Raw genomic sequence first — 25,978 nt, forward strand, 5'->3', positions numbered from 1 at the left:
GGGTCGACCCGTCAGGACCCGCCCTGCTCGTCGGCGAGTCGTTGCCGGTTGGCCTCCATCCAGGCGTCGAGCGCCTGCGGATCGTTGAGGTCGACACCCTCGGCAAGGAGCTGGGCGACCGCGGCTGTGGCCGGGCTGCGGCGCTCCCCGGTGGTGTAGAGGCGGACGAACTCCGGCACCATCTCGGCGATCGCGGCGTCCGTCTGGCTGAATGCCGCCGCCGGTAGACCGCGCTGCCGGCCGGCGTACGCGGACCAGCCGCGGACCACGCCGGGCAGCATGGCCGCGTCGTCGATGTCCAGCACCGCCCGGCGGTGCACCCAGTCCAGCAGGAACATGCCGGCCACCGCCGGGCTCCAGCGCATCGGGTTGGGGTCGAGCAGGCTTGCCGAGTGGTCGAGCACCAGGCTCAGGCAGAAGTGCAGCGAGGCCAGGTCGGCGTCGCCGGCCGCGTCCAGCCCGAACCGCTTGGCCTCGGGTGACGCGAGGAACTCCCGCACCAGGACGGTCCGCCGGTCGGCGGGCAGCGGGTCGTCCGGCGCGGGCGCCACGGTCCGCAGCGGCGCGGGCAGTACGGTGAGCCGCGCGCCGACCAACGCCCGGTCGGTGGCGAGCGACCCCTCGCCGGGCAACTCGCCCAGCCCGTCGGTGATCGCCAGGTGCCGGCTCACCTCGCCGCGCAGGACCCGCGGATCCTCCTCGCGGAACCAGGTCAGCTCGTCGTTGGCGCACATCTGCCGGACCTGACCGAGGACCCGTTCGGCCGGACCGCCGACGAAGACGTCCTTGGTGATGCCGATGTTGTGGTCGACCAAGGCCACCATCGCGTGCTCGGGGCCGCCGAGCTCGTCGTCGTAGGCGAAGGTGGCCAGGTACGAGGTCTGGTCGCCGTACACGTCGCCGTACGCGTAGCTGCCGGTCAGCCGGACCCGGCCCAACCGGTCCGACCAGGCCGGCGCGGTCTTGCCGACCTTCACCGCGGCGGCGCCCGCCGCCTCCGGCACCAGCCGGGCGAAGACGGTACGGATGGTGGTCGCGGCGGCGGCGCGCCGGCGGGTGGTGGCGGAGAGGAAACCGCCGACGAACTCCCGGACCGCGTCGGCGCGGTCCGTCTCCGCCACCGCGTACACGCTGCCGAGCAGGGCGGCGCCGAGCATCTCCGCGTCGAGGGCACACTCCAACTTGGTCACGTCACGGGCGGCGGCGAGCACCGCTTCGTAGGGGGTTTCAGGCGTGGCCATGAATCGACCCTACGCCGTGCTGCGCCGGGTGGCATCACCTGTGCGTCACATGTCGGGTACGCCGGGCGGGCGGACTCCGGCCCCGTCCAGCCAGCCGGTGGGCCGTACTCCTTCCGGGAGACCGGACGGGGTTCGTCAGCGGTGGGACGAACGGGCGCGGTCCAGCGCGTCGCGGGCGTCGGCGTGCGCCTGCAGTACCGCCCGGACCGGGGCGACGACCAGCCGGTGGGCAGTCCCGGCCACCACGTCGTACAGCCGGTCCTCGGCCCGTCTGCGGACCCGCCGTGCCGCCCACCCGGTCACCGGCCGGATCAGCAGACTGAGCAGAATCCCGCCGAGCAGGCCGCCGAGCAGCATCGCGGTCGGCACCGGCAGGACACCGACCGTCGGATAGTCGAGGGCCGGCAGACCCAGCGTCCGGATGACGAAGCCGACCAGCAGCCAGCCGAGCCCGGCGGCGGCGGTGGCGGTGACCGCCCACTGCACCGCGCCGACCAACCGCCACCACATCGGCTGCCGGTCCAGGCCCAGGTCGGCACCGCCGATCGCCTGGTCGAGAGCGTCCGGCAGCTCGGCCCGTTGCGACCGGGCGGCGGCGGTGACCGCCGCCGACCAGGGGGTCGGCAGCCGACTGCCGGCCTGCTCGGCGAGGCCGCGTACGGCCAGGTCGACCGCGGCGCGCTGTGCGGCACTCGGCGCCGGCAACGAGGTGACCGGCACCGGTCCACCAGCCCCGGTCAGCGGCGGCGGCCCCGGTCGATCGGCCGCGGTCACCGGCGCTGGCTGGTCGGCCGGGTCGCTCCCGCCGGCCCGGCGGGAGCCGAGCAGGTGCAACCGCAGCAGCGGATCCGGCCGCAGCCTGCGCCAGGCCCGGGTGAGCGGCCAGCCGGTCGCGGCGCCGGCCCGGTGCCGGTACGCCGACTCGACGGCGTCGACCACGCTCGGCACCCCGGCCGCCGCTGCCAGCGCCAGGCTGAGCCGGCGCACCGTGCCACGGTTGATCTCCTCCTCGGCGCGTTCGCCGGCCGGGCCGACCAGCTCCGCCAGGCCGTCGGTGACCGAGTCCAGGTCACCGGAGAGTCGACGTAGCGCCGCCTGCCGCTCGGTCACCGTGCTTTCCAACAGCCGGCGCAGCTCGGTCATCGCGGCGGGCACCAGCGCCGAGGTGGCCAGCAGCGGGACTCCGTCGAGCCCGTCGGCGTCGAGCAGCCGGCGCAGGTCGGCGAGCAGCCGGGGCAGTTCGGTCCGGTCCAGCCGGTCGGCGTGGTTGAGCACCACCACGGTGACGTCCCGGTTGCGGTGGAACTCCCGCAGATAGCCGCGGTGGATCACCCGGTCGGCGTACTTCTGCGGGTCGACCACCCAGATCACCAGGTCGACCAGGCCGAGTAGCCGGTCGACCTCCAGCCGGTGTCCGAATTCGACTGAATCGAAGTCGGGCAGGTCGAGCAGGACCAGACCGTGCAGCCCGGCCTCGTCGGTGCCGTCCAGGGCGCTCTCCCGGACGAACCGGTGTCGGGGCAGGACCCCGACCCAGTCCAACAGCCCGCTCGCCCCGTCGACCGCGCCCCACCCGCACGCGTGCGCGTACCCGGTGGTGGGCCGGCGAACGCCGACCGGAGAGAGGTCCCGCCCGGCCAGCGCGTTGAAGATGCTGGACTTGCCGCTGCCTGTGGCGCCAGCCAGCGCCACGACGGTGTGCTCCCGGGACAGCGCCAGCCGGGCCCCGGCCCGTTCGACCAGGGTGCGGGCGGCTCCGAGCCGGTCGTCGGGAATCCGACCGTCGGCGGCGCGCAGGAACCGCCCGAGCGCGTCGAGCCGGTCGACCAGCAGGTCGGCGTCCACCCGTGAGTCCCCTCGGACCAGGTGTCGGACCCGGTCGACGAAGCCGGTCACGCGACCGCTCCCGGCAGCGGTCCGGTCGCGCCGGGCAGCGTGTCCGGCAATCGGTACGGCGTACCGCCGCTCAACCCGGCGGCCGCCCGGGCCTGCTCGACCTCGACGGCCGCGGCGCGCAGCAGGTCGCCGGGTGCGGTGGCCGTGGCGTCGACGGCCTGCGGCGGTACGCCGGCCGCTTCGATCAGCCGCAGGTAGCGTCCGGCCTCCTCGTCGAGCAGTTCCCGGATCCGGCGCAGCAGACCCTCCCGGGACCGGTTGGCGAGGTTGCGGATCGCCTGGTCGCCGAAGATCGCCTCGAGGACCTTCTGCGCCGCGACGGTGGTGCCGCCGGCGGCGGCGACCTCCAGCCCGGTCGGGATGAAGGCGGTCGAGGCGAAGACGGCGATCATGACGGCGAGCCCGGTGGCGTTCACCGCGTACGCGGCGGTGCGGGCGACGAACCGCTTGTCGCCGGCCTCGGCCCGGACCAGTTCGAGCACGTCGCGTTGCCAGTCGCGGACCAGTCGCTCGGCGCGCTCCGGCAGGTCGGCGCAGGGTTGGGCGAGGTCCGGGGTGAGTAGCGCGGCGCCGGCCGGGTGGGTCCGCCAGGCGAGGTGCGCGGCGTCGGCGGCCTCGGTCGCCGCGCCCTTGATCAGGGTGACCAGTTGTGACTCGATCGCGGTCCGCAGCTGGTTGGCGGGTGCCGGCCGCCCGGTGACGGCGCTGAGTACCCGGTCGCGAAGCCGCCCCACCCTGGCCTCCAGTGAACGGAACAGTTCGCCGGTGCCGACGAAGTCCTGCCAGCGGCCGAGTACCTCGCCGCGGAGCAGCCGGCCGTCCTGCACCGCCTGCTCGGCGTTGCGACTCGCGCTGCGGTACGCGGCGCGGACCCGGTCGGTCAGGGTGCGGGCCGCGTCGAGCTGGTCGTCGGCGGCGACGGCCAGTCCTTCGACGGTCGGCGCCAGCGCGCTCAGCGCCCCGTCGAGGGACTGCCGGATCACCGCGGCACGGGCGGCGGCGTCCCCGGCGAGCCGGCCGAACCATTCGCGCAGCGGCGCGGCGACGATCTCCGGCAGCAGCCCTTGGCCGCCGACCACCGTCTCCGGCACCACGAAGATCGGTACGTCGCCGAGGTCGTGGTCGGTGAGCATCTCCCGCAGGTGCGCGGTGATCTCGTCGACCGCCTCGGTCGGCACCCGGTCCAGGGCGAGCGCGACCATGGTCCCGCGCAGCTGCGCGGTCTGCAGCAGCTGCCAGGGGACCGCGTCGGCGTACCGGGCGGCGGTGGTGACGAACAGCCACAGGTCGGCGGCGGCGAGCAGTTGGACGGCGAGCGCCCGGTTGGCGTCGACCACCGAGTCGATGTCCGGCGCGTCGAGGAAGGCCAGCCCGGGGGGTAGCGCTGGCGCGGCGACGAGCTGCAGCGCGTCCGGCGCGTCGGTGGGGCCGGCGGTGCGGGTCAGGCCGGGCAGCAGCTCGCCCTGCCGGAACCAGCTGGCGTCCGCCGGATGGCTGACCAGCACCGGGGACCGGGTGGTGGGCCGCAGTACGCCGGTGGCGCTGACCCGGGCCCGGACCATGCTGTTGACCAGGGTCGACTTGCCCGCACCGGTGGAGCCGCCGACCACCACCAGCAGCGGTGCGTCGAGTCGGGCGAGCCGGGGCAGTAGATAGTCGTCCAACTGGGCGATCAGGCCGGCACCGACCTCGCGGCCCTCCTCGGCTGAGGGCAGCACCAGGGGGTACGCCATCGCCGCAATTGCGGAGCGTAGTCGTCTGAGCGCAGCGGGAAGTTCGGGTGCGCCGGGGTTGGGCGCGGCCGGTCCGCCCTGCGTGGTCACGGGTAAAGCGTGCCTGATCAATGCATGCCAGACAACCTGAACCGGCCCGGCGTGGCTGCCGATGACACTGTGTGCGACGGGGTCGGAGGGGGTATCGGTGCTGGTGGGGGCATGAGTTGCGCGACTCCGACTCAACCTGACTTGACGGTGGCTGCGATCGTGGCAGTATTGAGCCAAGTCCACTCAACTTGTGGTGGGTGTACGGCGGGGCGGTGCCCCGGCACCTGCTCTACGAACGAAGCGAGGAAGCGACCATGGCACGTGCGGTCGGTATCGACCTGGGCACGACGAACTCCTGCGTCAGTGTGCTGGAGGGTGGTGAGCCTACCGTCATCGCCAACGCGGAGGGCTCCCGGACCACTCCTTCCATCGTCGCGTTCGCCCGCAACGGTGAGGTGCTCGTCGGCGAGGTCGCCAAGCGGCAGGCGGTGACCAACCCGGACCGGACGATCCGGTCGGTCAAGCGGGAGATCGGCACCAACTGGACCGTCGACATCGACGGCAAGAAGTACACGCCGCAGGAGATCTCCGCCCGTACCCTGATGAAGCTCAAGCGGGACGCCGAGGCCTACCTCGGTGAGCGGATCACCGACGCGGTGATCACCGTCCCGGCGTACTTCAACGACGCGCAGCGTCAGGCCACCAAGGAAGCCGGCGAGATCGCCGGGTTCAACGTGCTGCGGATCGTCAACGAGCCGACCGCGGCGGCCCTGGCGTACGGCCTGGACAAGGGCTCCAAGGAGCAGACCGTCCTGGTCTTCGACCTCGGTGGCGGCACCTTCGACGTCTCGCTGCTGGAGCTCGGCGAGGGCGTGATCGAGGTCAAGTCGACCAGTGGTGACAACCTGCTCGGTGGTGACGACTGGGACCAGCGGATCATCGACCACCTGGTGAAGACGTTCCGTGGCCAGCACGGCGTTGACCTCGCCCAGGACAAGATGGCGATGCAGCGGCTGCGGGAAGCCGCAGAGAAGGCCAAGATCGAGCTGTCCGCCGCCACCACGACCAGCATCAATCTGCCGTACATCACCGCCGGCCCGGCCGGGTCGGACGGTGCCCCGTCGGCGCCGCTGCACCTGGACGTCACGCTGACCCGCGCCGAGTTCCAGCGGATGACCCAGGACCTGCTGGACCGCTGCAAGGGCCCGTTCGAGCAGGCGATCAAGGACGCCAGCGTCAAGTTGGCCGACGTCGACCACGTCATTCTGGTCGGCGGGTCCACCCGGATGCCGGCCGTTTCCGACCTGGTCAAGCAGTTGACCGGCCGGGAGCCGAACAAGGGCGTCAACCCGGACGAGGTGGTCGCGGTCGGTGCCGCGCTGCAGGCCGGTGTGCTCAAGGGCGAGGTCAAGGACGTCCTGCTGCTCGACGTGACCCCGCTGAGCCTGGGCATCGAGACCAAGGGCGGCATCTTCACCAAGCTGATCGAGCGCAACACCACCATCCCGACCAAGCGTTCCGAGGTGTTCACCACGGCTGACGACAACCAGCCGTCGGTGCTCATCCAGGTCTTCCAGGGTGAGCGGGACATCGCCGCGTACAACAAGAAGCTCGGCACCTTCGAGCTGACCGGGCTTCCGCCGGCGCCGCGGGGCGTGCCGCAGGTCGAGGTCGCCTTCGACATCGACGCGAACGGCATCGTCCACGTCAACGCCAAGGACCTGGGCACCGGCAAGGAGCAGTCGATGACGATCACCGGCGGCTCGGCGCTGCCGAAGGACGACATCGAGCGGATGATGCGCGACGCGCAGGACCACGCCGACGAGGACAAGCGGCGTCGCGAGGAGGCGGAGACCCGCAACCTGGCCGAGCAGCTGCAGTGGCAGACCGAGAAGTTCCTCGCCGAGAGCGGCGACAAGCTGCCGTCGGACTCCCGCGACCAGATGAACGACGCGCTGGGCGAACTGCGTGGCGCGTTGGCCGGCAGCGACATCGAGGCGATCAAGTCCGCACACGAGAAGCTGGCTCAGGTTTCGCAGCAGGCCGGCTCGCAGCTCTACGCCCAGCAGGCCGAGCAGCCGGGTCAGCCGGGCGGTGCCGCCGGGCCGGGTGCCGCCGGGCCGGGCGAGGCCGGGCCGGGTGCCGCCGGGCCGGGTGCCGCTGGGGCGTCCGCGTCGGGTGGTGCCGCTGGCGGCCCGGACGACGTGGTCGACGCGGAGATCATCGAGGACGACAAGAAGTGATTGGCCGTCGAGGCCGAGGACCAGCGATGATCTTCCCTCGAACTGCCGCACCGAGCGAGGTAGCCACATGACGGAGAAGTCACGGGCCGCTGATCCGGACGGCACCGGCCGGCCGCGACGCCGTTCGGCACCGGCCGGGCAGGCTGACGGTGAAACCACCGAGCGCCTGGTGATCCGGGACAGACGCCGGATCGACCCGACCGGGACGCGGCCCCGGACCGCGCGGCACGCTGCGGCCGAGCCGACGGGTGCGGCACCCCCCACCGACCATCGTCCGACCGGGCGGCACGCCCGGTCGGGCACGGAGGAGGAGCCAGTGAGCGGGAAAGCCGACGACAGGTCCGCTGACAGGTCGGCCGCCAGCGACACCGGAAAGGACGAGCCGACCCGGTCCGCGACGGAGAGCCGATCCGCGAGAAGTACTGGGTCGGCGACCGGCAGCGGGTCCGACAGCGACCGGGCCGTTCAGCCCGACTCGTCGGACACCGCCGTCGTCGACGAGCCGGTGGTCGGCGAGGTGGTGGAGCAGGTGCCGGAGTCGGACGCCGAGGAGGCGGCCGGGGGCGCGGCCGGTTCCGGTCCGCTCGGCGCCGAGCTGGAGGCGCTTCGCTCCGATCTCGACGAACGCACCCGCGACCTGCAGCGGGTGACCGCCGAGTACGCCAACTATCGCAAGCGGGTCGAGCGGGACAAAGGGGTCGCCGCAGAGCAGGCCACCGGTGCGGTTCTCGCCGCGCTGCTGCCGATCCTGGACGACCTGGACCGGGCGCGGGAGCACGGCGACCTGGTCGGCCCGTTCGGTGCCGTGGCCGAGCAACTCGGCGCGGCGCTGGGCAAGTTCGGGCTCACCGCGTTCGGTGAGAAGGGCGACCCGTTCGATCCCACCCAGCACGAGGCGGTCGCCCACCTGACCTCCGCCGAGGTCACCGAACCCACCTGCGTCGATGTGATGCGGCGGGGCTACCTGCTCGGGGACCGGCTGCTGCGGGCGGCACTGGTCGCTGTCGCAGACCCGGAATGACCGCCGCCGGTGGTCCACCGGCGCACATCACGGCCGGCGGCGGGACGCGGAGTGCGTCCCGCCGCCGGCACCGCGGTACCGGCCGCCGCGCGTGGGTCGGGCCCGCAGTGGACGGCCGGCCGTCCACCTGGCACCAGGGCGGTCAGGGTCGGGGTCCGGTGACGGACAGGAGGAGGACAGGGTGAGTTCCAAGGACTGGCTGGAAAAGGACTTCTACGCCGTGCTGGGGGTGCCCAAGACAGCCTCCGCCGACGAGATCAAGAAGGCGTACCGCAAGCTGGCCCGCGAGTTGCATCCCGACCACAACCCCGGCAACTCGGCCTTCGAGGAGCGGTTCAAGGCGGTGTCGGAGGCGTACAACGTGCTCGCCGACGATCGGCGGCGCAAGGAGTACGACGAGATGCGCTCGCTGTTCGGTTCGGGTGCGTTCCGCCGGGGGGCGCGTGGCGGCGGGCCGGGCTTCGACCCGGCCGACCTGTTCGGTGGCTTCGCCGGTGCCGGCGGTGCCGGGGACCGTCGGTTCGGTGGGGCCGGGTTCTCCGACATTTTCAGCTCGATCTTCTCCGGCGGCGGGGCCGGGAGCGGGATGCGTACCCGTGGACCGGCCCGGGGCCGCGACGTCGAGGCCGAGGTGGTGCTGGACTTCGGCGCCGCCGTACGCGGCACGACGTTGCCGCTGAGCCTGCGGGCACCCGGGGTGTGCGACACCTGCCACGGCAACGGTGCCAAGCCGGGCTCGGTGCCGAGGACCTGCCCGACCTGTGCCGGGTCCGGGCTGACCACCCGCAACCAGGGGTCGTTCAGCTTCTCCGAGCCGTGCCGGGACTGCCAGGGGGTGGGCACGATCGTCGACGAGAAGTGCCCGGAATGTCATGGCTCCGGCGGGGTGACCAAGACCCGGACGCTGAACGTCCGTTTCCCGCCCGGCGTGGCGGACGGCCAGCGGATCCGGCTGGCCGGGCGGGGCGAGCCGGGCGACCGGGGCGGCCCGGCCGGTGACCTGTTCGTGCTGGTCAAGGTCCGCAACGACGAGCTGTTCGGGCGGACCGGCGACGATCTCACATTGACCGTGCCGATCACCTACGCCGAGGCGGTGCTCGGCACCGACCTGCGGGTCCCGACCATGGACGGGGCGGTGACGTTGCGGGTGCAACCAGGTACGCCGAGTGGGCGTACCTTACGGGCGCGTGGCAAGGGCGTGCCCCGCCGGGACGGCACCGCCGGCGATCTTCTGGTGACCGTCGAGGTCGTTGTTCCGGCTACCGTGGACGAGTCGGCACAGGCCGCCCTGCGGACCTTCGCGGAGCACACCCCCGCTGCCGACCGGGAACGTCTCGCCGCCCGGCTGCGTCGCAACGAGGAGCAGGCCGCCGGGTCGCGGCGAGGGACAGACGGGAGGTGAGTGAGGGGTGGACGAGGAGCTGCTGATCACGTTCGAGGCCGCCTCCGACGCCAAGGTTCTGATCATCTCGGTGGCGGCGCGGATGGCCGGCATGCATCCGCAGACGCTGCGCCAGTACGACCGGCTGGGCCTGGTGCAGGCCGGCCGGGCGGCTGGCGGCGGCCGCCGGTACAGCGTCCGGGACGTGGTGCTGCTGCGCGAGGTCCAGCGGCTCAGCCAGGACGACGGCGTCAACCTGGCCGGCATCAAGCGGATCATCGGGCTGGGGCAGCTCGTCGGCGACCTGCAGCAGCAGGTCGACGGGTTGCGCGCCGAGCTGGCCGAGGCGTACCAGCGGATCGCCGAGCTGGAGTCGGTCGGCCCGTACCCGCGACGTGACCTGGTCCCGACCAGCCGCACCTCGACCGCCCTGGTGGTGTGGCGGCCCCAGCGCCGGGACCGGCCGGCCCGCCCAGGTTCCGAGCAGACCGGCTAGCCGGCCAGCCCGATGCCGACCAACTTGACCAGGGTGTCGTCGATCCACACGAAGCTGAGAAAGACCACCGCCATGATCGTCGCCGCGGCGGTTGTCACCCGACCGGTGCCGGCCGACGTCGGCCGCCTCCGTCGCCGGCAGCGCCGCCGGGACCGGTACGGCGAGCACCAACGGCCCGTTCCAGCCCGGCCGGAAAGCGGCGGCCACCCGGTCGTACGCCTGCCGCTGCGGCCAGTGCGCCGGCTGGTTGCCGTCGTCCGGGGTGCCGAGCCGCAGCGTGAACACCGGAGCGGTGACGACGAGTAGCAGCACGGTCGCACCGACGGCGTACGCCAGCCGGTGGCGCTCGACGTGGCGCCCACACGCCGGTCAGCTGCCGGTGGCACCGGCAGCCTCGCCGGCGGTGCCACCCGGCTCGCCGGTGGCGGTCGCGGGACTCGCGGATGCTAGCTCAGCCGGCGGGACTTGCGGACCAGGCCGCCCTCGCACCAGTCGTGGTAGTCGAACAGCTGCGGCTTGGCCAGCAGCACCCGGGTGTTGTGCGCCCAGACCGACATCAGCTCGTCGCCGTCCTGCTCGGCCTGCTCGACCAGCTTGCGCAGCCGCCGTTTCGGGTGGGCGCGGAAGTTGGTCCGGATGCCGTCCGCCGCGTAGATGTAGAGGCAGTGCAGCGCGAACCGGCGGGCCGGACAGGTCGGATCCATCGCCAGGTCGAACAGGGTGGTGATCAGCCGGTCACCGGAGACGAGCAGGTCCCAGTCCTGCGGCATCGACTGCAGCGGGACCGAGTCCGGCTGGTACGCCCAGGCGCGCAGCTCGGCGGGCGACGGGTCCACCGGGTTGGCGAAGCCGCGGAACGCCGACTCTTGCACGCTCAACGGGGACCCTCCCGTTCGCGGCCGACAGGGCACAGCCGGCCCTGGGCCTACCACTAGCTACTGCCGCGCCACGGTAGCGTGTCGGAGGGTGATCGGGGAAGTCCCTGGTAATGCCTTTCACGAAGCCGGTACGTGTTGGTCCGCTCCCGTCAGGTGATCTCCGCTGGCCGCGAGGGGTGCGGGCCGCCCCCGCAGCCGATGCTTGAACCAGCGGGAATCCGGAATCCGGGCCAGCACCGGTCCGGTTACCACCGTGATCAGCACGTACGCGGTGGCCAGCGGCGCGAGCGCCGGCTCGATACCGGAGCTGGCGACCGCCAGGCCGGCGATCACGATGGAGAACTCCCCACGCGGCATCAGCGCCAGCCCGGCCCGCCATCGACCGGGAGCGGCGATGCCGGCCCGCTTGGCGGCCAGGTAACCGGTCAGCACCTTGGTGCCCATCGTCACCACCGCCAGCCCGAGGGCCGGCAGCAGCACCGGCGGGATGTCCCGGGGGTCGGTCACCAGCCCGAAGAAGACGAAGAAGACCGCGGCGAACACGTCCCGCAGCGGGGTGAGCAGTTCGGTTGCGCTGTGCGCCACCGGCCCGGACAACGCGATGCCGACCAGGAACGCGCCGACCGCCGCGGAGACCTGCAGTTCGGCGGCGATCCCGGCGACCAGCAGAGTCAGTCCGAGTACGCCGAGCAGCAGCGCCTCCGGGTCGCGTACCGACAGCAGGGCGGAGATCCGGTGGCCGAACCGGACCGCGACCAGCAGCACGACGGTGACCGTGGTGACCGCCACCGCGACCGCGACGCTGCCGGCGGCGAGCCCGGCGCCGATCAGCACCGCGCTGAGCACCGGCAGGTAGAACGCCATCGCCAGGTCCTCGACGACCAGGATCGACAGGATGACCGGTGTCTCCCGGTTGCCCAGCCGGCCCAGGTCGCCGAGCATCTTGGCGATCACGCCGGACGACGAGATCCAGGTGATCCCGCCGAGCACCACGGCGGCGGTCGGCCCCCAGCCGAGCAGCAGGGCGAACGCCGCGCCGGGCACCGCGTTGAGCAGCGCGTCGATCAGGCCCGCCGGTGCCGCCCGGCGCAGGTTGCCGATCAGCTCGCTCGCCGAGTACTCCAGCCCGAGCATCACCAGCAGCAGCACCACGCCGATCTCCGCCCCGACGGCGAAGAAGTCCTGGATGTCGTGCAGCGGGAGCAGCCCGCCGTGACCGAACAGCAGCCCGGCGAGCAGGTAGAGCGGGATCGGGGACAGCCCGTAGCGCCGGGACAGGCGGCTGAGCAGCCCGAGGAGCAGCAGCAGCGCGCCGAGTTCGATCAGCAGCAGTGCGCTGTCGTGCATGGCCGGGTCAGCCGGCCGGGTCGTCGTTGGCGAGGATGCCGCCCACGCCGTCCAGCCCGGACCTGGTACCGACGACCACCACCACGTCGCCGGCGGCGAACCGGAACTCCGGCCCCGGGGAGGCCAGCACCTCCCGGTTGCGCAGCACCGCCACGATCGACGCCCCGGTACGGGTCCGCGTCTTGGTGTCGCCGAGGGTGCGGCCGACGAACGGCGAGCCAGCCGAGATCGGCACCTGCTCGGTGAGCAGCCCGGCCGCCTGGTCGCGCAACCCGGCGAGCTGGCTGAGCATCAGCGACGCGCCGAGGATGTCGGCGAGCGCCTCCGCCTCGTCGTCGGTCAGCGGGATGTCGGCGTCACAGGCGTCCGGATCGTCCCGGTCGTAGAGGACGAGGTCCCGACGCCCTGACCGGTGACTCACCACGCCGATCCGTCGGCCTGACTCGGTCATCAGGTCGTGGCGTACTCCGATGCCGGGGAGATCGACCTGTTCCACACGTGCGCGCACACCGTCCACGCTACGCCGCCTAAGGGCAGACGGTCGCGCCGCGTCCCGGCAGACTGGTGCGGACGCGGTGCCGAATCGGCCCAGGAGTGGTCGCCGGACCGGGCGGTTGTGGGGCGCGGGCGGAAGGAGAGGGTGGATGCGACGTCGGGTAGGCGGGTCGGTCGCGGCCGTCGGTCTGTCGGCCGTGCTGATCCTCACCGGGTGTTCGATCGGCGACATCCGCCGGCCACCTCCAGACCGCGCGGCCCCGTCGACGGACGCGACGGTGCCTGTCGGCGGGCCCGCCGTCGAGGTACGCCCGATGCGGGTGCGGGCCGGCTACAACGCCCCATTCGTCGCGTTCGACGACGCCGACCACGGGTACGCCTTCTTTCACGGATGCAACGCCCGGGCGTCCGTCGGGGTTGCGTCGGGTTGCCCGTCGCAGCTCTACGCGACCGCCGACGGCGGCCGGTCCTGGCAGCACCGGGAGCACCCGGACCCGGCGGCGGTGGAGCATTCGATGCTGGTCGGCTACGGCAGCCTGGTGCTGTCCGCCGGCGCGGCCTGGTACCGGTCGGTCGACGGGGGTGTGACCTTCACCCAGGGTGACAGTCCGGACGGGTCGATGCCGCCCGAGTTCGCCAGTTGGGACGGGCCGTACCAGGTGTGTTGCCGAACCGATCCCGTGCCGCGGGTCGTCGAGGTGACCGAGCAGGGGACGGTCCCGTTGGCCCCGCAGCCGCCGATACCGGTGGTGCAGACCGTCGGCCACATCGGCGACAAGCTGACCGTCGCCGGGCTGCACGACGGCCGGCTGCATGTGGCGTTCGGCGCGCCGGTGGCGACCGACGATGATGGCGGCGGTGGGCCAGGGGTGCGCTGGCTGTGGCGGACCGACGCGGTCACCGTCGCGGATCCGGAGCGGATCCGTCAGCTCGTCGTGGAGACGACGCCGTCGGGCGGTTACTGGCTGATCGGCGAGCCGGTGCCCCTGCCGGGTGAGTTTCCGCTCGTCTGGCGGGCCGATTGGGGTCGGCTGGAGCCGGTGCCGGTCGATGACCCGCCGCCGGAGGTGATGTCGGTGCTGCCGGACGGTGGCCGGCTGCTGGTCACCACCAGTACCGGTGTCTGGTCGGTCGGCTCCGACGGCCGCTTCGAGCCGGTTGACTGGCCGGTGCAGGGCGCCTACCTGACCCGGCTGCGGGACGGGACGGTGCAGGCGGTCCGGCCGGGCGGCGCGGTGCTGCTCAAGGCGCGACAGCCGTCGGGTGCCGGGTGGGTGGAGATCTCCTGGGAACCGTACGGGCGGTAGCCCGGTGCGGGTCGGGCTTCGGCGGTCGACTCGTCGATCGGAGTTGAGTGGAATAGACTCAAGTTTGGTGGTGTCCTCATCAGTGGACCAACCTGCCGTACAGGGGAGCTCATGAACGCCGAACGTTTGACCACCAAGAGTCGCGAAGTCATCACCGCCGCGGTCGCCATCGCCAACCAGCGGGGCCACGCCACGGTCGAACCGTGGCATCTGCTGCTCTCCCTGCTGGACACCGGCGGCTCAACCGCCGCCGGCCTGCTGCGGGCCGTCGGCGCCAACCCGGTGGAGATCCGCCGGTCCGCCGTACGGACCGTGGAGAACCTGCCCGCCGCGCGCGGCTCCAGCGTCGCCGAGCCGAGCCTGTCCCGCGAGTTCGCCAACGCGATCGGCGCGGCCGAGCAGATCGCCCGTCCACTCGGCGACGAGTACACCTCCACCGAGCACCTGTTGGCCGGCCTGGCCCGGGTCGGCGGGGCCGTCGCCGGGCTACTCAAGGATGCCGGAGCCACCGAGGAAAACCTGGTCGCCGCGTTCCCGTCGGTACGCGGCGGCGACCGCCGGGTCACCACCGCCGACCCCGAGCAGACCTACCAGGCCCTGGAGAAGTACGGCGTCGACCTGACCGCCAGCGCCCGGGACGGCAAGATCGACCCGGTGATCGGCCGGGACGCCGAGATCCGCCGGGTGATCCAGGTGCTGTCCCGGCGTACCAAGAACAACCCGGTGCTGATCGGCGAACCCGGCGTCGGCAAGACCGCGATCGTCGAAGGGCTCGCCCAGCGGATCGTCGCCGGCGACGTACCCGAGTCGCTGCGCGACAAGCGGCTGGTGTCGCTCGACCTCGGCGCGATGGTCGCCGGTGCGCAGTACCGGGGCCAGTTCGAGGAGCGGCTCAAATCCGTCCTGGAGGAGATCAAGAGCTCCGACGGCCAGGTGATCACCTTCCTCGACGAGCTGCACACCGTGGTCGGTGCCGGCAAGGGCGAGGGCTCGATGGACGCCGGCAACATGCTCAAGCCGATGCTGGCCCGTGGCGAGCTGCGGATGGTCGGCGCCACCACCCTCGACGAGTACCGCGAGCACATCGAGAAGGACCCGGCGTTGGAGCGCCGGTTCCAGCCGGTGCTGGTCGGCGAGCCGACCGTGGAGGACACCATCGGCATCCTGCGCGGGCTCAAGGAACGCTACGAGGTGCACCACGGCGTACGGATCACCGACGCCGCGCTGGTCGCCGCCGCCGGCCTGTCCGACCGCTACATCACCGACCGGTTCCTGCCGGACAAGGCGATCGATCTGGTCGACGAGTCCGCCTCCCGGCTGCGGATGGAGATCGACTCCCGGCCGGTCGAGGTCGACGAGATCGAGCGGGCCGTCCGCCGGCTGGAAATCGAGGAGATGGCGCTGGCCAAGGAGCCGGACCCCGGCTCGGCGCAGCGCCTGGAGCGGCTGCGCCGGGAGCTGGCCGACAAGCGCGAGCAGTTGACCGCGCTCAGCGACCGCTGGCAGCTGGAGAAGGGGCACATCACCCGGATCTCCACCGCCCGCGAGGAGTTGGAACGCCTCGGCGGCGAGGCCGAGCGGGCCGAACGCGACGGTGAGCTGGAGCGCGCCGCCGAGCTGCGGTACGGCCGGATCCCGGCGCTGCAGGGCGAGCTGGCCCGCGCCGAGACCGAGCTGGCCGCGCTGCAGGCCGACGGCGCGATGCTCAAGGAGGAGATCGGCGCGGACGACATCGCGGCCGTCGTCGCCGCCTGGACCGGCATCCCGGCCGGCCGGCTCATGGAGGGCGAGACCGCCAAGCTGCTACGGATGGAGTCCTCGCTGGGGGCCCGGGTGGTCGGCCAGGCCGCCGCCGTCACCGCCGTCTCCGACGCGGTCCGCCGGGCCCGGGCCGGGGTCGCCGACCCGGACCGGCCGACCGGCAGCTTCCTCTTCCTCGGCCCGACCGGCGTCGGCAAGACCGAGCTGGGCAAGGCGCTGGCCGGGTTCCTCTTCGACGACGAGCGGGCCATGGTTCGCATCGACATGAGCGAGTACGCCGAGAAGCACTCCGTGGCCCGGCTGGTCGGTGCCCCGCCCGGCTACGTCGGGTACGAGGAGGGCGGTCAGCTGACCGAGGCGGTACGCCGCCGGCCGTACTCGGTGATCCTGCTCGACGAGGTGGAAAAGGCCCACCCGGATGTCTTCGACGTGCTGTTGCAGGTGCTCGACGACGGCCGGCTCACCGACGGGCAGGGCCGTACGGTCGACTTCCGCAACGCGATCCTGATCCTCACCTCCAACCTCGGCTCGACGCTGATCAACGACCTGACGTTGACCGAGGAGCAGCGCCGCGACGCGGTGCTGGCCGTGGTCCGGGCGCACTTCAAGCCGGAGTTCCTCAACCGGCTGGACGACATCGTGGTGTTCGCCATGCTCAGCGGCGCCGAGCTGCGGTCGATCGTGGACATCCAACTGGACCGGATGCGCCGACGGCTGGCCGATCGGCGGCTGACCCTGGACGTCGACGACACTGCCCGCAGCTGGCTGGCCGAGCACGGCTACGACCCGATCTACGGGGCCCGGCCGCTGCGTCGGCTGGTCCAGTCGGCGATCGGCGACCAGTTGGCCAAGGCGCTGCTGGCCGGTGAGATCCGCGACGGCGACACCGTCCGGGTGCAGCTCGCCGACGACAAGGAAGGGCTGGCGGTGCAGGCCAGCTGACCAGCATCGATGTATGTCGGTGAGTGCCGTCGATCACTTCGCTCGACGGCGAGGCCGGGTTCGGCGGTGAAACACGAGGTCGACGCGGTGTCGTTTGCCCCGTGTCACTGGCGGGGTACCGCTACGGTGATCTTCCGAAGCTTCGGGAAGGAGAGCCGTGTCGGATCCGAATCCGGCCGCGCCACCGGTCAAGGCGCGGCCGAGCACCGTCACCATTTCGAGTTACCTGCTGTTCCTGATCGCCGCGCTGCAGGTCGTCAGCCTGATCGTCGCGCTGTCGGTGATGGGCACGATGCAACAGGTCTACGAGGACGCCTACGCCGGCACCGACATGGAGGCGATCAGCAGCCTCACGACGATCTCCCTGATCGCCGGCGCGATCTTCGGCCTGCTGATCGCCGCCGGCCTGGTGGTGCTGGCTCTGCTCAACAACCGGGGCAAGAACCCGTCCCGGATCGTCACCTGGGTGCTCGGTGGCATCTTCCTCTGCTGCTCCGGGGGCGGGCTCGCGCTCGGCGCGGCCGGCAGCGCGTTGCCCACCGGCCCGACCAGCACCGACCCGAACATGCCGGACCCGGCGCAGGTGCAACGGGATCTGGAGGCCGCGCTGCCCGGCTGGTACGAGCCGGTCAACCTGTTGCTCGGCGTCGTGACCGTCCTGGCGCTGCTGGCCGCGTTGATTCTGCTGGCGCTGCCGCCGTCGAACGACTTTTTCCGTAAGCCCGCCGTGGCCTGGGAGCCGCCGGTGCCGGGCGGCGGGTACGGCGTACCGCCGATGCCGGGCGGCGCCTACCCGAGCTACCCAGCCGCTCCCGGCACACCGCCGGCCGCCGGCCCACCACCGCCGGCCACCCCGCCCGGTCCGCCGCCGACCCCGGGCGCGCCGCCGGCTGCCGGGCCGCCGGAGAATCCGCCGGGCAACCCTCCGCCGCCGACCAGTTGACGATCAGCCGCCGACCGGGTCGGTTCGCCCCGGGCGGACCGACCCGCCGGTACGGGGAGACCCGGTCCTCGTAGGAGGTGACGACGTGGGGGACAAGCCTGCCCTGCGTACCGCACTGGTCACCGGGGCCACTGCCGGCCTCGGTGCCAGCTTCGCCCGTCGGCTCGCCGCCGACCGGTACCGGCTGGTGCTGGTCGCCCGTGACCGGCAGCGGCTCACCACGTTGGCGGACGAACTGGCCGACCGGCACGGCGTGACCGTCGAGGTGCTCGACGCCGACCTGGCTACTGACGGTGGAGTGACCGCCGTGGCCGACCGGCTGCGGTCCGTTGACGCACCGGTCGACCTGCTGGTCAACAACGCGGGCATCGGTCTGAACCGGTCGTTCCGGCGCACCGATGAGGCGGACGAGCTGCGGCTGCTGCGGCTCAATGTGGAGGCGGTGCTGCGGTTGACGCATGCCGTCCTGCCCGGCATGGTGCAACGCCGACAGGGCAGAGTGATTAATGTCTCGTCGGTGGCAGGCTTTGGTCCGTTAGCAGCTGGTTCGACCTATTCGGCGAGCAAGGCCTGGGTGACGAACTTCAGTGAGTCGATCGACATGTCGGTCCGCCACCTCGGGGTGCGGGTGATGGCGTTGTGCCCGGGCTACGTCCGCACCGAGTTCCACGAACGCGCCGGCATCCGGACCTCCGGCTCGCCGACCTGGCTGTGGCTGCGGGCCGACGACGTGGTCTCCGATGGTCTGCGGGACCTGGCCAGGGGGCGGGCGGTGAGTGTCCCGGACTGGCGCTACAAGGCGCTCGCCACTGTGGTGCGTCACGCTCCGCATGGACTGCTCCGGTTGGCGGCCGGGCGTCCGAAGGGTGGCGAGTGAGCCGAAGAGCGTATCAGCGGGTACATCGCTGCGCTGGTTGCCGCGTTGACCAGGAATTTCGTGGTGTATGACCAGGTAGCGAGGTGGATGGTGGATATCGGCGAGTTGCCGGGCCGGCGGATGGGGACCCAGTGACGGGCAGTACTCTTTGTGACATGGGGAACCACGACGACCTGCGCAAATTCATCACTGACCTGGCCGTGGTGCACGGCAGGGTGGTGTTGTCGTCAGGTCGCGAGGCTGACTGGTACGTCGACCTGCGGCGGGTGACGCTGCACCACGCCGCCGCACCGCTGGTGGGACGGGTGCTGCTCGATCTCACCGCGGACTGGGAGTACGAGGCGGTTGGTGGCCTGACGTTGGGAGCGGACCCGGTGGCTCTGTCCATGTTGCACGCCGCTGCGGCGGAGCAACGGCGACTGGACGCCTTCGTGGTGCGCAAGGCTGGCAAAACGCACGGACTCCAGCGACGAATCGAAGGGCCGGACGTGGCCGGCCGGCGGGTGCTGGCAGTGGAGGACACCTCGACGACCGGCGGAAGCGTACTGACCGCTGTCGAGGCGTTACAGGAGGCAGGAGCTGAGGTGGTCGGCGTGGCGGTGATCGTCGATCGTGGGGCCGGTGACGCGGTTCGGGCAGCCGGACTGGCCTATCGGGCCGCCTATACGTTGGCTGACCTCGGCCTTCCGGCCTAAAAGTTTGCCGATTCGGATCTGCTGATATGCAGGCGGATCGATGCTGTTTGGTGGAAGGATGGGTTTCGTGGGAACTGCGTTGGCTGAAATGACCATGCCTCAAATCTCGCCGCTTGCCGGCGAGCCGATCGAACGCGCGGACGCGGAGCGACTCGCTGGAGTCCTCAAGGCGCTCGCCGACCCGGCCCGACTCAGGCTGCTCAGCCTGATCCAGTCGGCGCCGGAAGGCGAGGCCTGCGTCTGCGACCTCACCGCTCCGCTGGGGCTCTCCCAGCCGACGGTGAGCCACCACCTGCGTATCCTCACCGAGGCCGGCTTGCTGGAGCGGGAGAAGCGCGGAGTGTGGGCTTACTACCGGCTGGTGCCGACCGCGATCGCCACGATCGCGGATCTGCTGACCCCGCCGCGTAAGCGCGCCACCAAGAAGGCACGCTGACCTGACGGCACCTTGCCTGGTCGACTCGCGGAGGCGGAGCTGCCAGGCAAGGTGCCCAAGGTTTACGGAGGTCGCCGCGTGACGTACGTCGCTGGCGATCTGCGGGACCAGCTCGCCCACGTCGGGTCCGACGTGGTGCGCGCCGGCCTCGTCGTGGGCTCCGGTGGCAACCTGTCCGCCCGCCTGCCGGGCGGCGATGAATGCTGGGTAACCGCGTCCGGCACCTGGTTGGACCGGCTCGGCCCGGCATCGTTCGCCCGGGTGCGGATCGCGGACGGCTGCACCCTGCCCGACGAACCGCAGATCCGACCGACCAGTGAGCTGGCGCTGCACCTGGCGGTCTACCGTGCCCGCCCCGACGTCCGCGCCATCGTGCACCTGCACCCGCAGAGCATGCTGCTGCTGGACGCGCTCGGCGTACCGATCCGGCTGGTCACCACCGACCACGCCTTCTACCTGCGGCGCGTCGTCACCGTGCCGTTCGCGCCGCCCGGCGGACAGCGGCTCGCCCGAGCCGCCGCCGACGCGGCCGCCGACGGCACCAACTGCCTGATCCTGTCCCGGCACGGCTGCTCCGTACTGGCCGGGTCGGTGGAGCTCGCCCACAAACGGGCGGTCAACCTGGAAGAGGCCGCCCGGCTCACCTACCGGGCACTGGCCGTCGGCCGGCTCGACGAGCTGACGCCGCTGCCAGCCGACTACCTCGACCAGCTGCCGGACGCGGAGCACGGCACCGTCTGAACCCCTGGCACGTCATCGGCCACACCCGGCCGGTCGGGCTCAGTGGTGGGTCGGCAGCTGCGGCGACTCCTCCTGGGTGACATCGACCGCCGCGCGGCGCAACCGGCGCTGCTCGAGGACCACCATCGCGGTGACGATGACGACCCCCAGCACCAGCAGCAAGGCCACCGACAGCACATTGCCGTCGGGGGCGAGCAACCCGCGATCCTCGGTCTGCCACGGCCACAGCGCCCGCAGGCTGCCGACGATCACGCCGGTCATCACCGCCAGGGTGACCCGCCGGTGGTGCTCCAACAGGTACTGCAGCAGCTTCACGAACAGCGTCAACCCGACGAGCATGCCGACGGCGAAGACCGCCAGGTAGCCGACGTCGCGGTCGTTGACCGCCTCGATCGTCGGCTCGTAGAGCCCGACGGTCAGCAGCAGGAACGACCCGGACACGCCCGGCAGCACCAGCGCGCAGACCGCGACCGCGGCGGCCAGCAGCACCACCACCGGGTTCGGGTCGATGCTGGCCGACGGTAGACCAGTCAGCACGAACGCCGCGACCGCGGCGGCGGCCACCGCGAAGGCGTCCCGGCCGCGCCACGGCCGGCCGATCATCGAAACCGGCACCAGCACCGAGGCCAGCACCAGGCCGAAGAACAACCCCCGGGTTTGCTCCGGGTGCTCCTCCAGCATCGGCTCCAGCAGCCGGGCGGCGAGCAGCAGACCGGGCAGCATGCCCAGCGCCAGCGGGATGATCACTCCCCAGTGCACCTGCCGGAACTGCTCCCGGCTGCGGGCCCAGCCCTGCCTACGGGGCACGTCGGTGACCGCGTACCGGACCGCGTTGATCAGGTGCCCGGCCGAGGCGATGAGCCGCTCGTACACGCCGGTGACCAGGGCGATGGTCCCACCGCTGACCCCTGGGACGGCCTCCGCCACTCCGATCGCCGCACCCCGGAACACATGGCCGACACGTTCGCGCACTGACATCTGCAGAACCATACCGGGCCAGTGTTCACAGTCGGGGGTCGACCGGTTCGGACTCGCAGGCGAGCACCGCGAAGACCAACTCGTGCCGGCGCCACAGCGGCGCGCCGGTGGCCAGCAGGTCCAGCGCGGCCAGACCGAGACCGTGTTCGCGCAGCGCCATCGACCGCTTGCGGCCCAGCGACCGGCGGCGCAGCTCAGCCAGCCGCTCCGGTTCGGTGTACTCCGGGCCGTAGATGATCCGCAGATACTCCCGGCCCCGGCACTTGACGCCGGGCTGCAGCAGCCGGCCGGTGCCACTGCGGGCGGTCAGTCCGGCGTGCGGCTTGACCACCATGCCCTCACCGCCGGTCGCCGTCAGCTCCGACCACCAGTCGGTGGCGTCGGCCACCGCCGCGTCGTCGGTCAGGTCGACGACCCGCCGTCGGGTGGTGGTGAACAGCTGCGGATCTGCCGCCACCAGCGCGTCCGCGCACTCCAGGTGCCAGCCGTGGTCTCGGTCGGCGTACGAGCGGCCGTCGGCGGCCAGCACCGCGAACGGCGCCAACGTCACCGCGTCCGGGTCACCGACGTACGCCCGGTAGGCGTCGGCGTACCGGTCGACGTCGACGGCCCGGCGGGCCAGCCGCTCGCGCAGCTGCCCGACCGGCAGGCCCCGACCGGCGGCGGCGTCAAGCACGTCCAACGCGGCGGGCAGCGCGGCCCGGCCGGCGGCGGCGACGCTGGCGTACTGCTCGCGGATCAGCCCGAGTGCCTTCGCCGACCAGGGCAGCAGCTCGCAGTCGAGCAGCAGCCAACCGGCCGGCCCGGCGCCGGCGGCCAGCCGCTGCCACAGCCCGGCCGCCTCGGCCGCCGCCCGGACCCGGGACAGCAGCGCGTCGGTCCGCTCGTCGGAGGTGAAGAACGGCCGCCCGGTGCGGGTGTGGACCACCCCGCCGCCAGGGCCGAACAGCGGGTCGCCCGCCGGGTCGCGGCAGACCAGCACCACCGCCCGCGACCCCATGTGCTTCTCCTGGCAGACCACCCGGTCGACACCGGCGGCCCGATAGTCGGCGAACGCCTCCGCGGGATGCTCCAGGAAGCCGTCCCGGGTCGACGTCGAGCAGGGTGCCATGGTCGGCGGCAGCCAGACCAGCCAGCGGGGGTCCACCGCGAATCGGCTGATCACCTCCAACGCGGCGGCCGCGTTCTCGGCCGGAACGGTGGTGGTGCCGTAGCCGTAGTCGATGTGCCGGCGGCCGGTGACGTCGCGCAGGTCGAGCACGTCGTCGGGGCGGTCGGTGACCGGCCCGGTGCCGTCGGCGGCACCCGGCTCGGCCGTCAGCGGCCGGACCGGCGGGTAGTACTCGCGGTCAGCCGGTACCGAGACGAGCTCCCGCGACGGGTAGCGCAGCGCGGTCAGCCGGCCACCGAAGACGCAGCCGGTGTCGACGCAGATGGTGTTGTTCACCCATTCCGGGCGGGGCGTCGGGGTGTGCCCGTAGACCACGGTTGCGGCACCCCGATAGTCGCGGGCCCACGGGTAGCGCACCGGCAGGCCGTACTCGTCGGTCTCGCCGGTCGTCTCCCCGTACAACGCGAAGCTGCGGACCCGGCCGGACGCCCGGCCCTGGTATTCGGCCTTGAGCCCGGCGTGCGCCACCACCAGCGCACCGCCGTCCAGCCGGTAGTGGCTGACCAGCCCGTCGATGAACCTGGCGACCTCGTCGGTGAACCCGGCCGGCTCGGCGGCCAACTGCTCCAGCGTCTCGGCGAGCCCGTGCGACACGGTCACCTTGCGGCCCCGCAGCTTGCGCAGCAGCTTCTGCTCGTGGTTGCCGGGCACGCAGAGCGCGGTGCCGGCCCGCACCATCCCCATCACCAGGCGCAGCACCCCGGGTGAGTCCGGGCCGCGGTCGACCAGGTCACCGACGAAGACCGCGGTACGCCCCTGCGGGTGCCGGGCGTCGACCGGTCGACCGGCGTCGTCGCGGTCGATGGTCCAACCCAGCTTCGTCAGCAGCGCCTCCAGTTCGGCGCGGCAGCCGTGCACGTCACCGATGATGTCGAACGGCCCGGTGAGCTCCCGTCGGTCGTTGTACAGCCGGGTCAGCCGGATCTCGGCGGCGTCGATCTCGTCGGTGCCGCGCAGCACGAACACGTGACGGAATCCTTCCCGGGTCAGCCGGCCGACCGAGCGGCGCAGGTCACGCTGCATCCGGGTGATCACGTGCCGGCCGAAGGTGCGGTCGGCCCGGCCCTGGGTCCGTTCCCAGCAGGTCTGCTCGGGCACGTCGAGCACCACCGCGACCGGCAGTACGTCGTGTTCCCGGGCGACGGCGACCAGCCCGGCCCGGGCGTGCTCCTGCAGGTTGGTGGCGTCGACCACGGTGAACCGGCCGGCGCGCAGCCGCTTGCCGGCGACGTAGTGCAGCGCGTCGAAGGCGTCCGCCGACGCCGACTGGTCGTTCTCGTCGTCGGCGACCATCGCCCGGAACATGTCCGAGGAGAGCACCTGGGTGGCGGCGAAATGCCGGCGGGCGAAGGTCGACTTGCCGGAGCCGGAGACACCGACCAGGGCGATCAGGGCGAGTTCGGGGATCTCCAGCACGGTCACCGGGCACCCCCGGCGCCCGCGCCGTCCCGGCCGGAACCGTCCGAGCCGGCGTCGCCGCGGGTGAAGACCGCCAGTTGGGTCGGTGGCCCCACGTCCGGATCGACCTGGCCGACCGGCCGGAACCCGACCCGGTAGCCGTACGCCGCGGCGACCCGCCCGGCCCAGTCGGCGAACTCGGCGCGGCTCCACTCGAACCGGTGGTCCGGGTGCCGCAGCGCGCCCGCGGCGAGGCCTTCGTAGCGCACGTTGTACTCCACGTTCGGGGTGGTCACCAGCACGGTGCCGGGGCGGGCGTGGCCGAAGACCGCTTCGGCCAGGGCCGGCAGCCGGGGCGGGTCGAGATGCTCGACAACTTCCATCAGTACGGCGGCGTCGTAGCCGCGCAGCCGGTCGTCGCGGTAGGTCAGCGCCGACTGCCACAGCCGTACCCGCTGCTGCTGGCGCGCCGGTAGCCGGTCCAGCCGCAGCCGGCGGGCGGCCAGCTCCAACGCCCGGGCCGACACGTCGGTGCCGACGATCTCGGTGAACCGGGGCTGGGCGAGCAGTTCGGTGAGCAGCGCACCACCGCCGCAGCCCAGGTCGAGCACCCGGGTGGCGCCGGCCTCGGCCAGCGCGGCGAGCACGGCGGTCCGGCGGGTCGCGGCCAGCGGGCGCGGCCGGGCCGCCGCCGGCAGCCCGGCGTCCTCGTCGGCACCTGGGTCGGCGTCGGCACCTGGGTCGGCGTCGGCATCGGCGAGCCGCAGCTCGGCGGCCCGCGCCTCGGCGAGCCGGTCCTCGGCGCGTCGGGCGAGCACCCGGCGGTGGGCCAGGTAGCGCCGGGTGATCAACCGACGTTCCGGGTGGCCGGCCAGCCAGCCCTCGCCGGCCCGGATGAGCTTGTCCAACTCGTCCGGGGCGATCCAGTAGTGCTTGGCGTCGTCGAGCACCGGTAGCAGCACGTACAGATGGTTGAGCGCGTCGGCGACCCGCAGCGTGCCGGTCAGGGTGAGGTCGACGTAGCGGCTGTCCCCCCACTGCGGGTAGCGCTCGTCCAGCGGGATGGGCCGGGCGGTCACCGTCCAGCCGAGCGGGGTGAACAGGCGTTCGGCGAGGACGGCACCGCCCCGGCAGCGCAGCACCGGCACCCGGATGGTCAGCGGCAGAGCGGTGCCGGGCAGCTCCGGGCGGTCCCGGCTCTCCCCGCGCAGCGCGGACCGGAACACCTTGGCGAGCGCGGCGGCGAGCAGACTGGACGCGGCGTACGGCCGGTCGTTGACGTACTGGCCGAGGGTGAAGCTCTCCGGCATCGCGGCCGTGCGCCGGCCGCGGCGCGGGCCGCCGGCGGCGAGGCGTGCCGGGTCGACGTCGAGCAGCAGCGCGGCGGTGCAGCGCTGCTCGGTGGCCTCCGGGTAGAACACGTGCGCGGTGCCGGTGGGTACGTCGAACGACTGCATCCGGTCCGGATGTTTGACCAGCAGGTAGCCGAGGTCGGTGGCGGGCCGGTGGGTCGTCGTCACGGTCATCAGCACCCGGGTGATGGTGCCAGCCGGCCGCCACCGGTCGACACCGGTTATCTCGATTGCCCTGGCGGCTGCCGTGAAGCGGTCAGCGGCAGCGTCCCGCTGCGGTCAGCGGTAGCCGTCGTCGTCATCGAGGTCGACGATGCGGGACTGCTCGACCGCGTCCCAGTCGTCGACCTCCAGGCCGCGGTGCACCTCGGGTTGCTGCTCCACCGGGTTGGCCACGACTGACTGTTCAAACGCGTCGTCGGCGGGCGCCTCCGGGTCACGTTCCTCGGGAGCGAGGTGGTCCCCTGGGGCGATGTCCTCGTCCGGGTAGGTCATGTCTCGCCTCCGTTCGTCCGTCCGTCCGTACCGGTGCCCCCACCACGGTACGGGTCGACCGGGGCGCCCGCCGACCACCGTCCAAAATAAGAGGCTTGTCCCCTTTCGTGGCGCGGTGGTT

General features: G+C 72.4%; 21 protein-coding genes. 11 read left to right on the forward strand and 10 right to left on the reverse strand.

The genetic code is table 11. The features are described from left to right. Nucleotides 1–11: 11 nt before the first annotated feature. The 3 genes from ACFHWT_RS17180 to ACFHWT_RS17190 all read right to left on the reverse strand — a co-directional run bounded on the left by ACFHWT_RS17180 (nucleotide 12) and on the right by ACFHWT_RS17190 (nucleotide 4,870). Nucleotides 12–1,241 (reverse strand): hypothetical protein, encoded by a 1,230-nt coding sequence (locus ACFHWT_RS17180; protein WP_416595651.1) that lies wholly within the window; start codon nucleotides 1,239–1,241, stop codon nucleotides 12–14. 135 nt (nucleotides 1,242–1,376) lie between these two features. Beyond that, nucleotides 1,377–3,137, reverse strand: coding sequence for a GTPase (locus ACFHWT_RS17185; protein ID WP_416595652.1), 1,761 nt, complete (start codon nucleotides 3,135–3,137; stop codon nucleotides 1,377–1,379). Continuing rightward, a complete protein-coding gene (locus ACFHWT_RS17190) occupies nucleotides 3,134–4,870 on the reverse strand; it encodes an ABC transporter (RefSeq protein WP_416595653.1) in 1,737 nt (578 codons plus the stop codon). The genes ACFHWT_RS17185 and ACFHWT_RS17190 overlap by 4 nt, the downstream gene beginning before the upstream one ends. A gap of 344 nt (nucleotides 4,871–5,214) precedes the next feature. On the opposite strand from ACFHWT_RS17190, the gene dnaK reads away from it, so the two are divergent. The 4 genes from dnaK (at nucleotide 5,215) to ACFHWT_RS17210 (ending at nucleotide 10,041) form a co-directional block, all read left to right on the forward strand. Further along, nucleotides 5,215–7,143 (forward strand): molecular chaperone DnaK, encoded by a 1,929-nt coding sequence (dnaK, locus tag ACFHWT_RS17195; protein WP_416595654.1) that lies wholly within the window; start codon nucleotides 5,215–5,217, stop codon nucleotides 7,141–7,143. 67 nt (nucleotides 7,144–7,210) lie between these two features. Then, nucleotides 7,211–8,164, forward strand: coding sequence for a nucleotide exchange factor GrpE (grpE, locus tag ACFHWT_RS17200; RefSeq protein ID WP_416595655.1), 954 nt, complete (start codon nucleotides 7,211–7,213; stop codon nucleotides 8,162–8,164). Nucleotides 8,165–8,345: 181 nt separating this feature from the next. Further along, entirely contained in the window at nucleotides 8,346–9,566 is a 1,221-nt protein-coding gene (gene dnaJ / locus ACFHWT_RS17205) for a molecular chaperone DnaJ (RefSeq protein ID WP_416595656.1), read from the forward strand. Between the two features lie 7 nt (nucleotides 9,567–9,573). Beyond that, on the forward strand, nucleotides 9,574–10,041 hold the full coding sequence (locus ACFHWT_RS17210; protein ID WP_416595657.1) for a heat shock protein transcriptional repressor HspR: 468 nt from the start codon (nucleotides 9,574–9,576) through the stop codon (nucleotides 10,039–10,041). 446 nt (nucleotides 10,042–10,487) lie between these two features. On the opposite strand, the gene ACFHWT_RS17215 is transcribed toward ACFHWT_RS17210, so the two are convergent. From ACFHWT_RS17215 to ACFHWT_RS17225, 3 genes are all read right to left on the reverse strand, one after another. Next, nucleotides 10,488–10,919, reverse strand: a complete 432-nt coding sequence (locus ACFHWT_RS17215; protein WP_416595658.1) for a hypothetical protein — start codon at nucleotides 10,917–10,919, stop codon at nucleotides 10,488–10,490. 117 nt (nucleotides 10,920–11,036) lie between these two features. After that, nucleotides 11,037–12,266 carry a cation:proton antiporter gene (locus tag ACFHWT_RS17220; RefSeq protein WP_416595659.1) on the reverse strand — a complete coding sequence of 410 codons (1,230 nt, stop codon included), beginning with the start codon at nucleotides 12,264–12,266 and terminating at the stop codon, nucleotides 11,037–11,039. Nucleotides 12,267–12,273: 7 nt separating this feature from the next. After that, entirely contained in the window at nucleotides 12,274–12,774 is a 501-nt protein-coding gene (locus ACFHWT_RS17225) for a cation:proton antiporter regulatory subunit (protein WP_278172676.1), read from the reverse strand. Between the two features lie 136 nt (nucleotides 12,775–12,910). Here ACFHWT_RS17225 and ACFHWT_RS17230 point away from each other — a divergent pair, with 136 nt between their 5' ends. The 7 genes from ACFHWT_RS17230 to ACFHWT_RS17260 all read left to right on the forward strand — a co-directional run bounded on the left by ACFHWT_RS17230 (nucleotide 12,911) and on the right by ACFHWT_RS17260 (nucleotide 20,463). Next, on the forward strand, nucleotides 12,911–14,068 hold the full coding sequence (locus ACFHWT_RS17230) for a hypothetical protein (protein ID WP_416595660.1): 1,158 nt from the start codon (nucleotides 12,911–12,913) through the stop codon (nucleotides 14,066–14,068). A gap of 111 nt (nucleotides 14,069–14,179) precedes the next feature. Next, on the forward strand, nucleotides 14,180–16,771 hold the full coding sequence (gene clpB / locus ACFHWT_RS17235; RefSeq protein WP_416595661.1) for an ATP-dependent chaperone ClpB: 2,592 nt from the start codon (nucleotides 14,180–14,182) through the stop codon (nucleotides 16,769–16,771). 157 nt (nucleotides 16,772–16,928) lie between these two features. Next, entirely contained in the window at nucleotides 16,929–17,714 is a 786-nt protein-coding gene (locus tag ACFHWT_RS17240; RefSeq protein ID WP_416595662.1) for a hypothetical protein, read from the forward strand. Nucleotides 17,715–17,799: 85 nt separating this feature from the next. Then, a complete protein-coding gene (locus tag ACFHWT_RS17245; RefSeq protein WP_416595663.1) occupies nucleotides 17,800–18,591 on the forward strand; it encodes an SDR family NAD(P)-dependent oxidoreductase in 792 nt (263 codons plus the stop codon). A gap of 155 nt (nucleotides 18,592–18,746) precedes the next feature. Continuing rightward, nucleotides 18,747–19,286 carry an orotate phosphoribosyltransferase gene (gene pyrE, locus ACFHWT_RS17250; protein WP_416595664.1) on the forward strand — a complete coding sequence of 180 codons (540 nt, stop codon included), beginning with the start codon at nucleotides 18,747–18,749 and terminating at the stop codon, nucleotides 19,284–19,286. A 58-nt stretch (nucleotides 19,287–19,344) separates the two neighbouring features. After that, the gene (locus ACFHWT_RS17255) at nucleotides 19,345–19,722 is read left to right on the forward strand and encodes an ArsR/SmtB family transcription factor (RefSeq protein ID WP_123606510.1); all 378 of its coding nucleotides are present in this window, start codon (nucleotides 19,345–19,347) and stop codon (nucleotides 19,720–19,722) included. A 78-nt stretch (nucleotides 19,723–19,800) separates the two neighbouring features. After that, nucleotides 19,801–20,463 (forward strand): class II aldolase/adducin family protein, encoded by a 663-nt coding sequence (locus ACFHWT_RS17260; RefSeq protein ID WP_416595665.1) that lies wholly within the window; start codon nucleotides 19,801–19,803, stop codon nucleotides 20,461–20,463. Between the two features lie 39 nt (nucleotides 20,464–20,502). Here the strand turns inward: ACFHWT_RS17260 and ACFHWT_RS17265 are convergent, their stop codons facing one another. From ACFHWT_RS17265 to ACFHWT_RS17280, 4 genes are all read right to left on the reverse strand, one after another. After that, on the reverse strand, nucleotides 20,503–21,441 hold the full coding sequence (locus tag ACFHWT_RS17265; RefSeq protein WP_416595666.1) for a DUF368 domain-containing protein: 939 nt from the start codon (nucleotides 21,439–21,441) through the stop codon (nucleotides 20,503–20,505). Between the two features lie 25 nt (nucleotides 21,442–21,466). Continuing rightward, nucleotides 21,467–24,034 (reverse strand): polynucleotide kinase-phosphatase, encoded by a 2,568-nt coding sequence (locus ACFHWT_RS17270; RefSeq protein ID WP_416595667.1) that lies wholly within the window; start codon nucleotides 24,032–24,034, stop codon nucleotides 21,467–21,469. Beyond that, on the reverse strand, nucleotides 24,031–25,542 hold the full coding sequence (locus tag ACFHWT_RS17275; RefSeq protein ID WP_416595668.1) for a 3' terminal RNA ribose 2'-O-methyltransferase Hen1: 1,512 nt from the start codon (nucleotides 25,540–25,542) through the stop codon (nucleotides 24,031–24,033). Before ACFHWT_RS17275 ends, ACFHWT_RS17270 begins: the two co-directional genes overlap by 4 nt. A 99-nt stretch (nucleotides 25,543–25,641) precedes the next feature. Beyond that, nucleotides 25,642–25,857, reverse strand: coding sequence for a hypothetical protein (locus tag ACFHWT_RS17280; RefSeq protein WP_416595669.1), 216 nt, complete (start codon nucleotides 25,855–25,857; stop codon nucleotides 25,642–25,644). Between the last annotated feature and the right edge of the window lie 121 nt (nucleotides 25,858–25,978).

This window comes from Micromonospora sp. LOL_021, assembly GCF_048060215.1.
In the GTDB taxonomy this organism is placed as follows: domain Bacteria; phylum Actinomycetota; class Actinomycetes; order Mycobacteriales; family Micromonosporaceae; genus Micromonospora_E.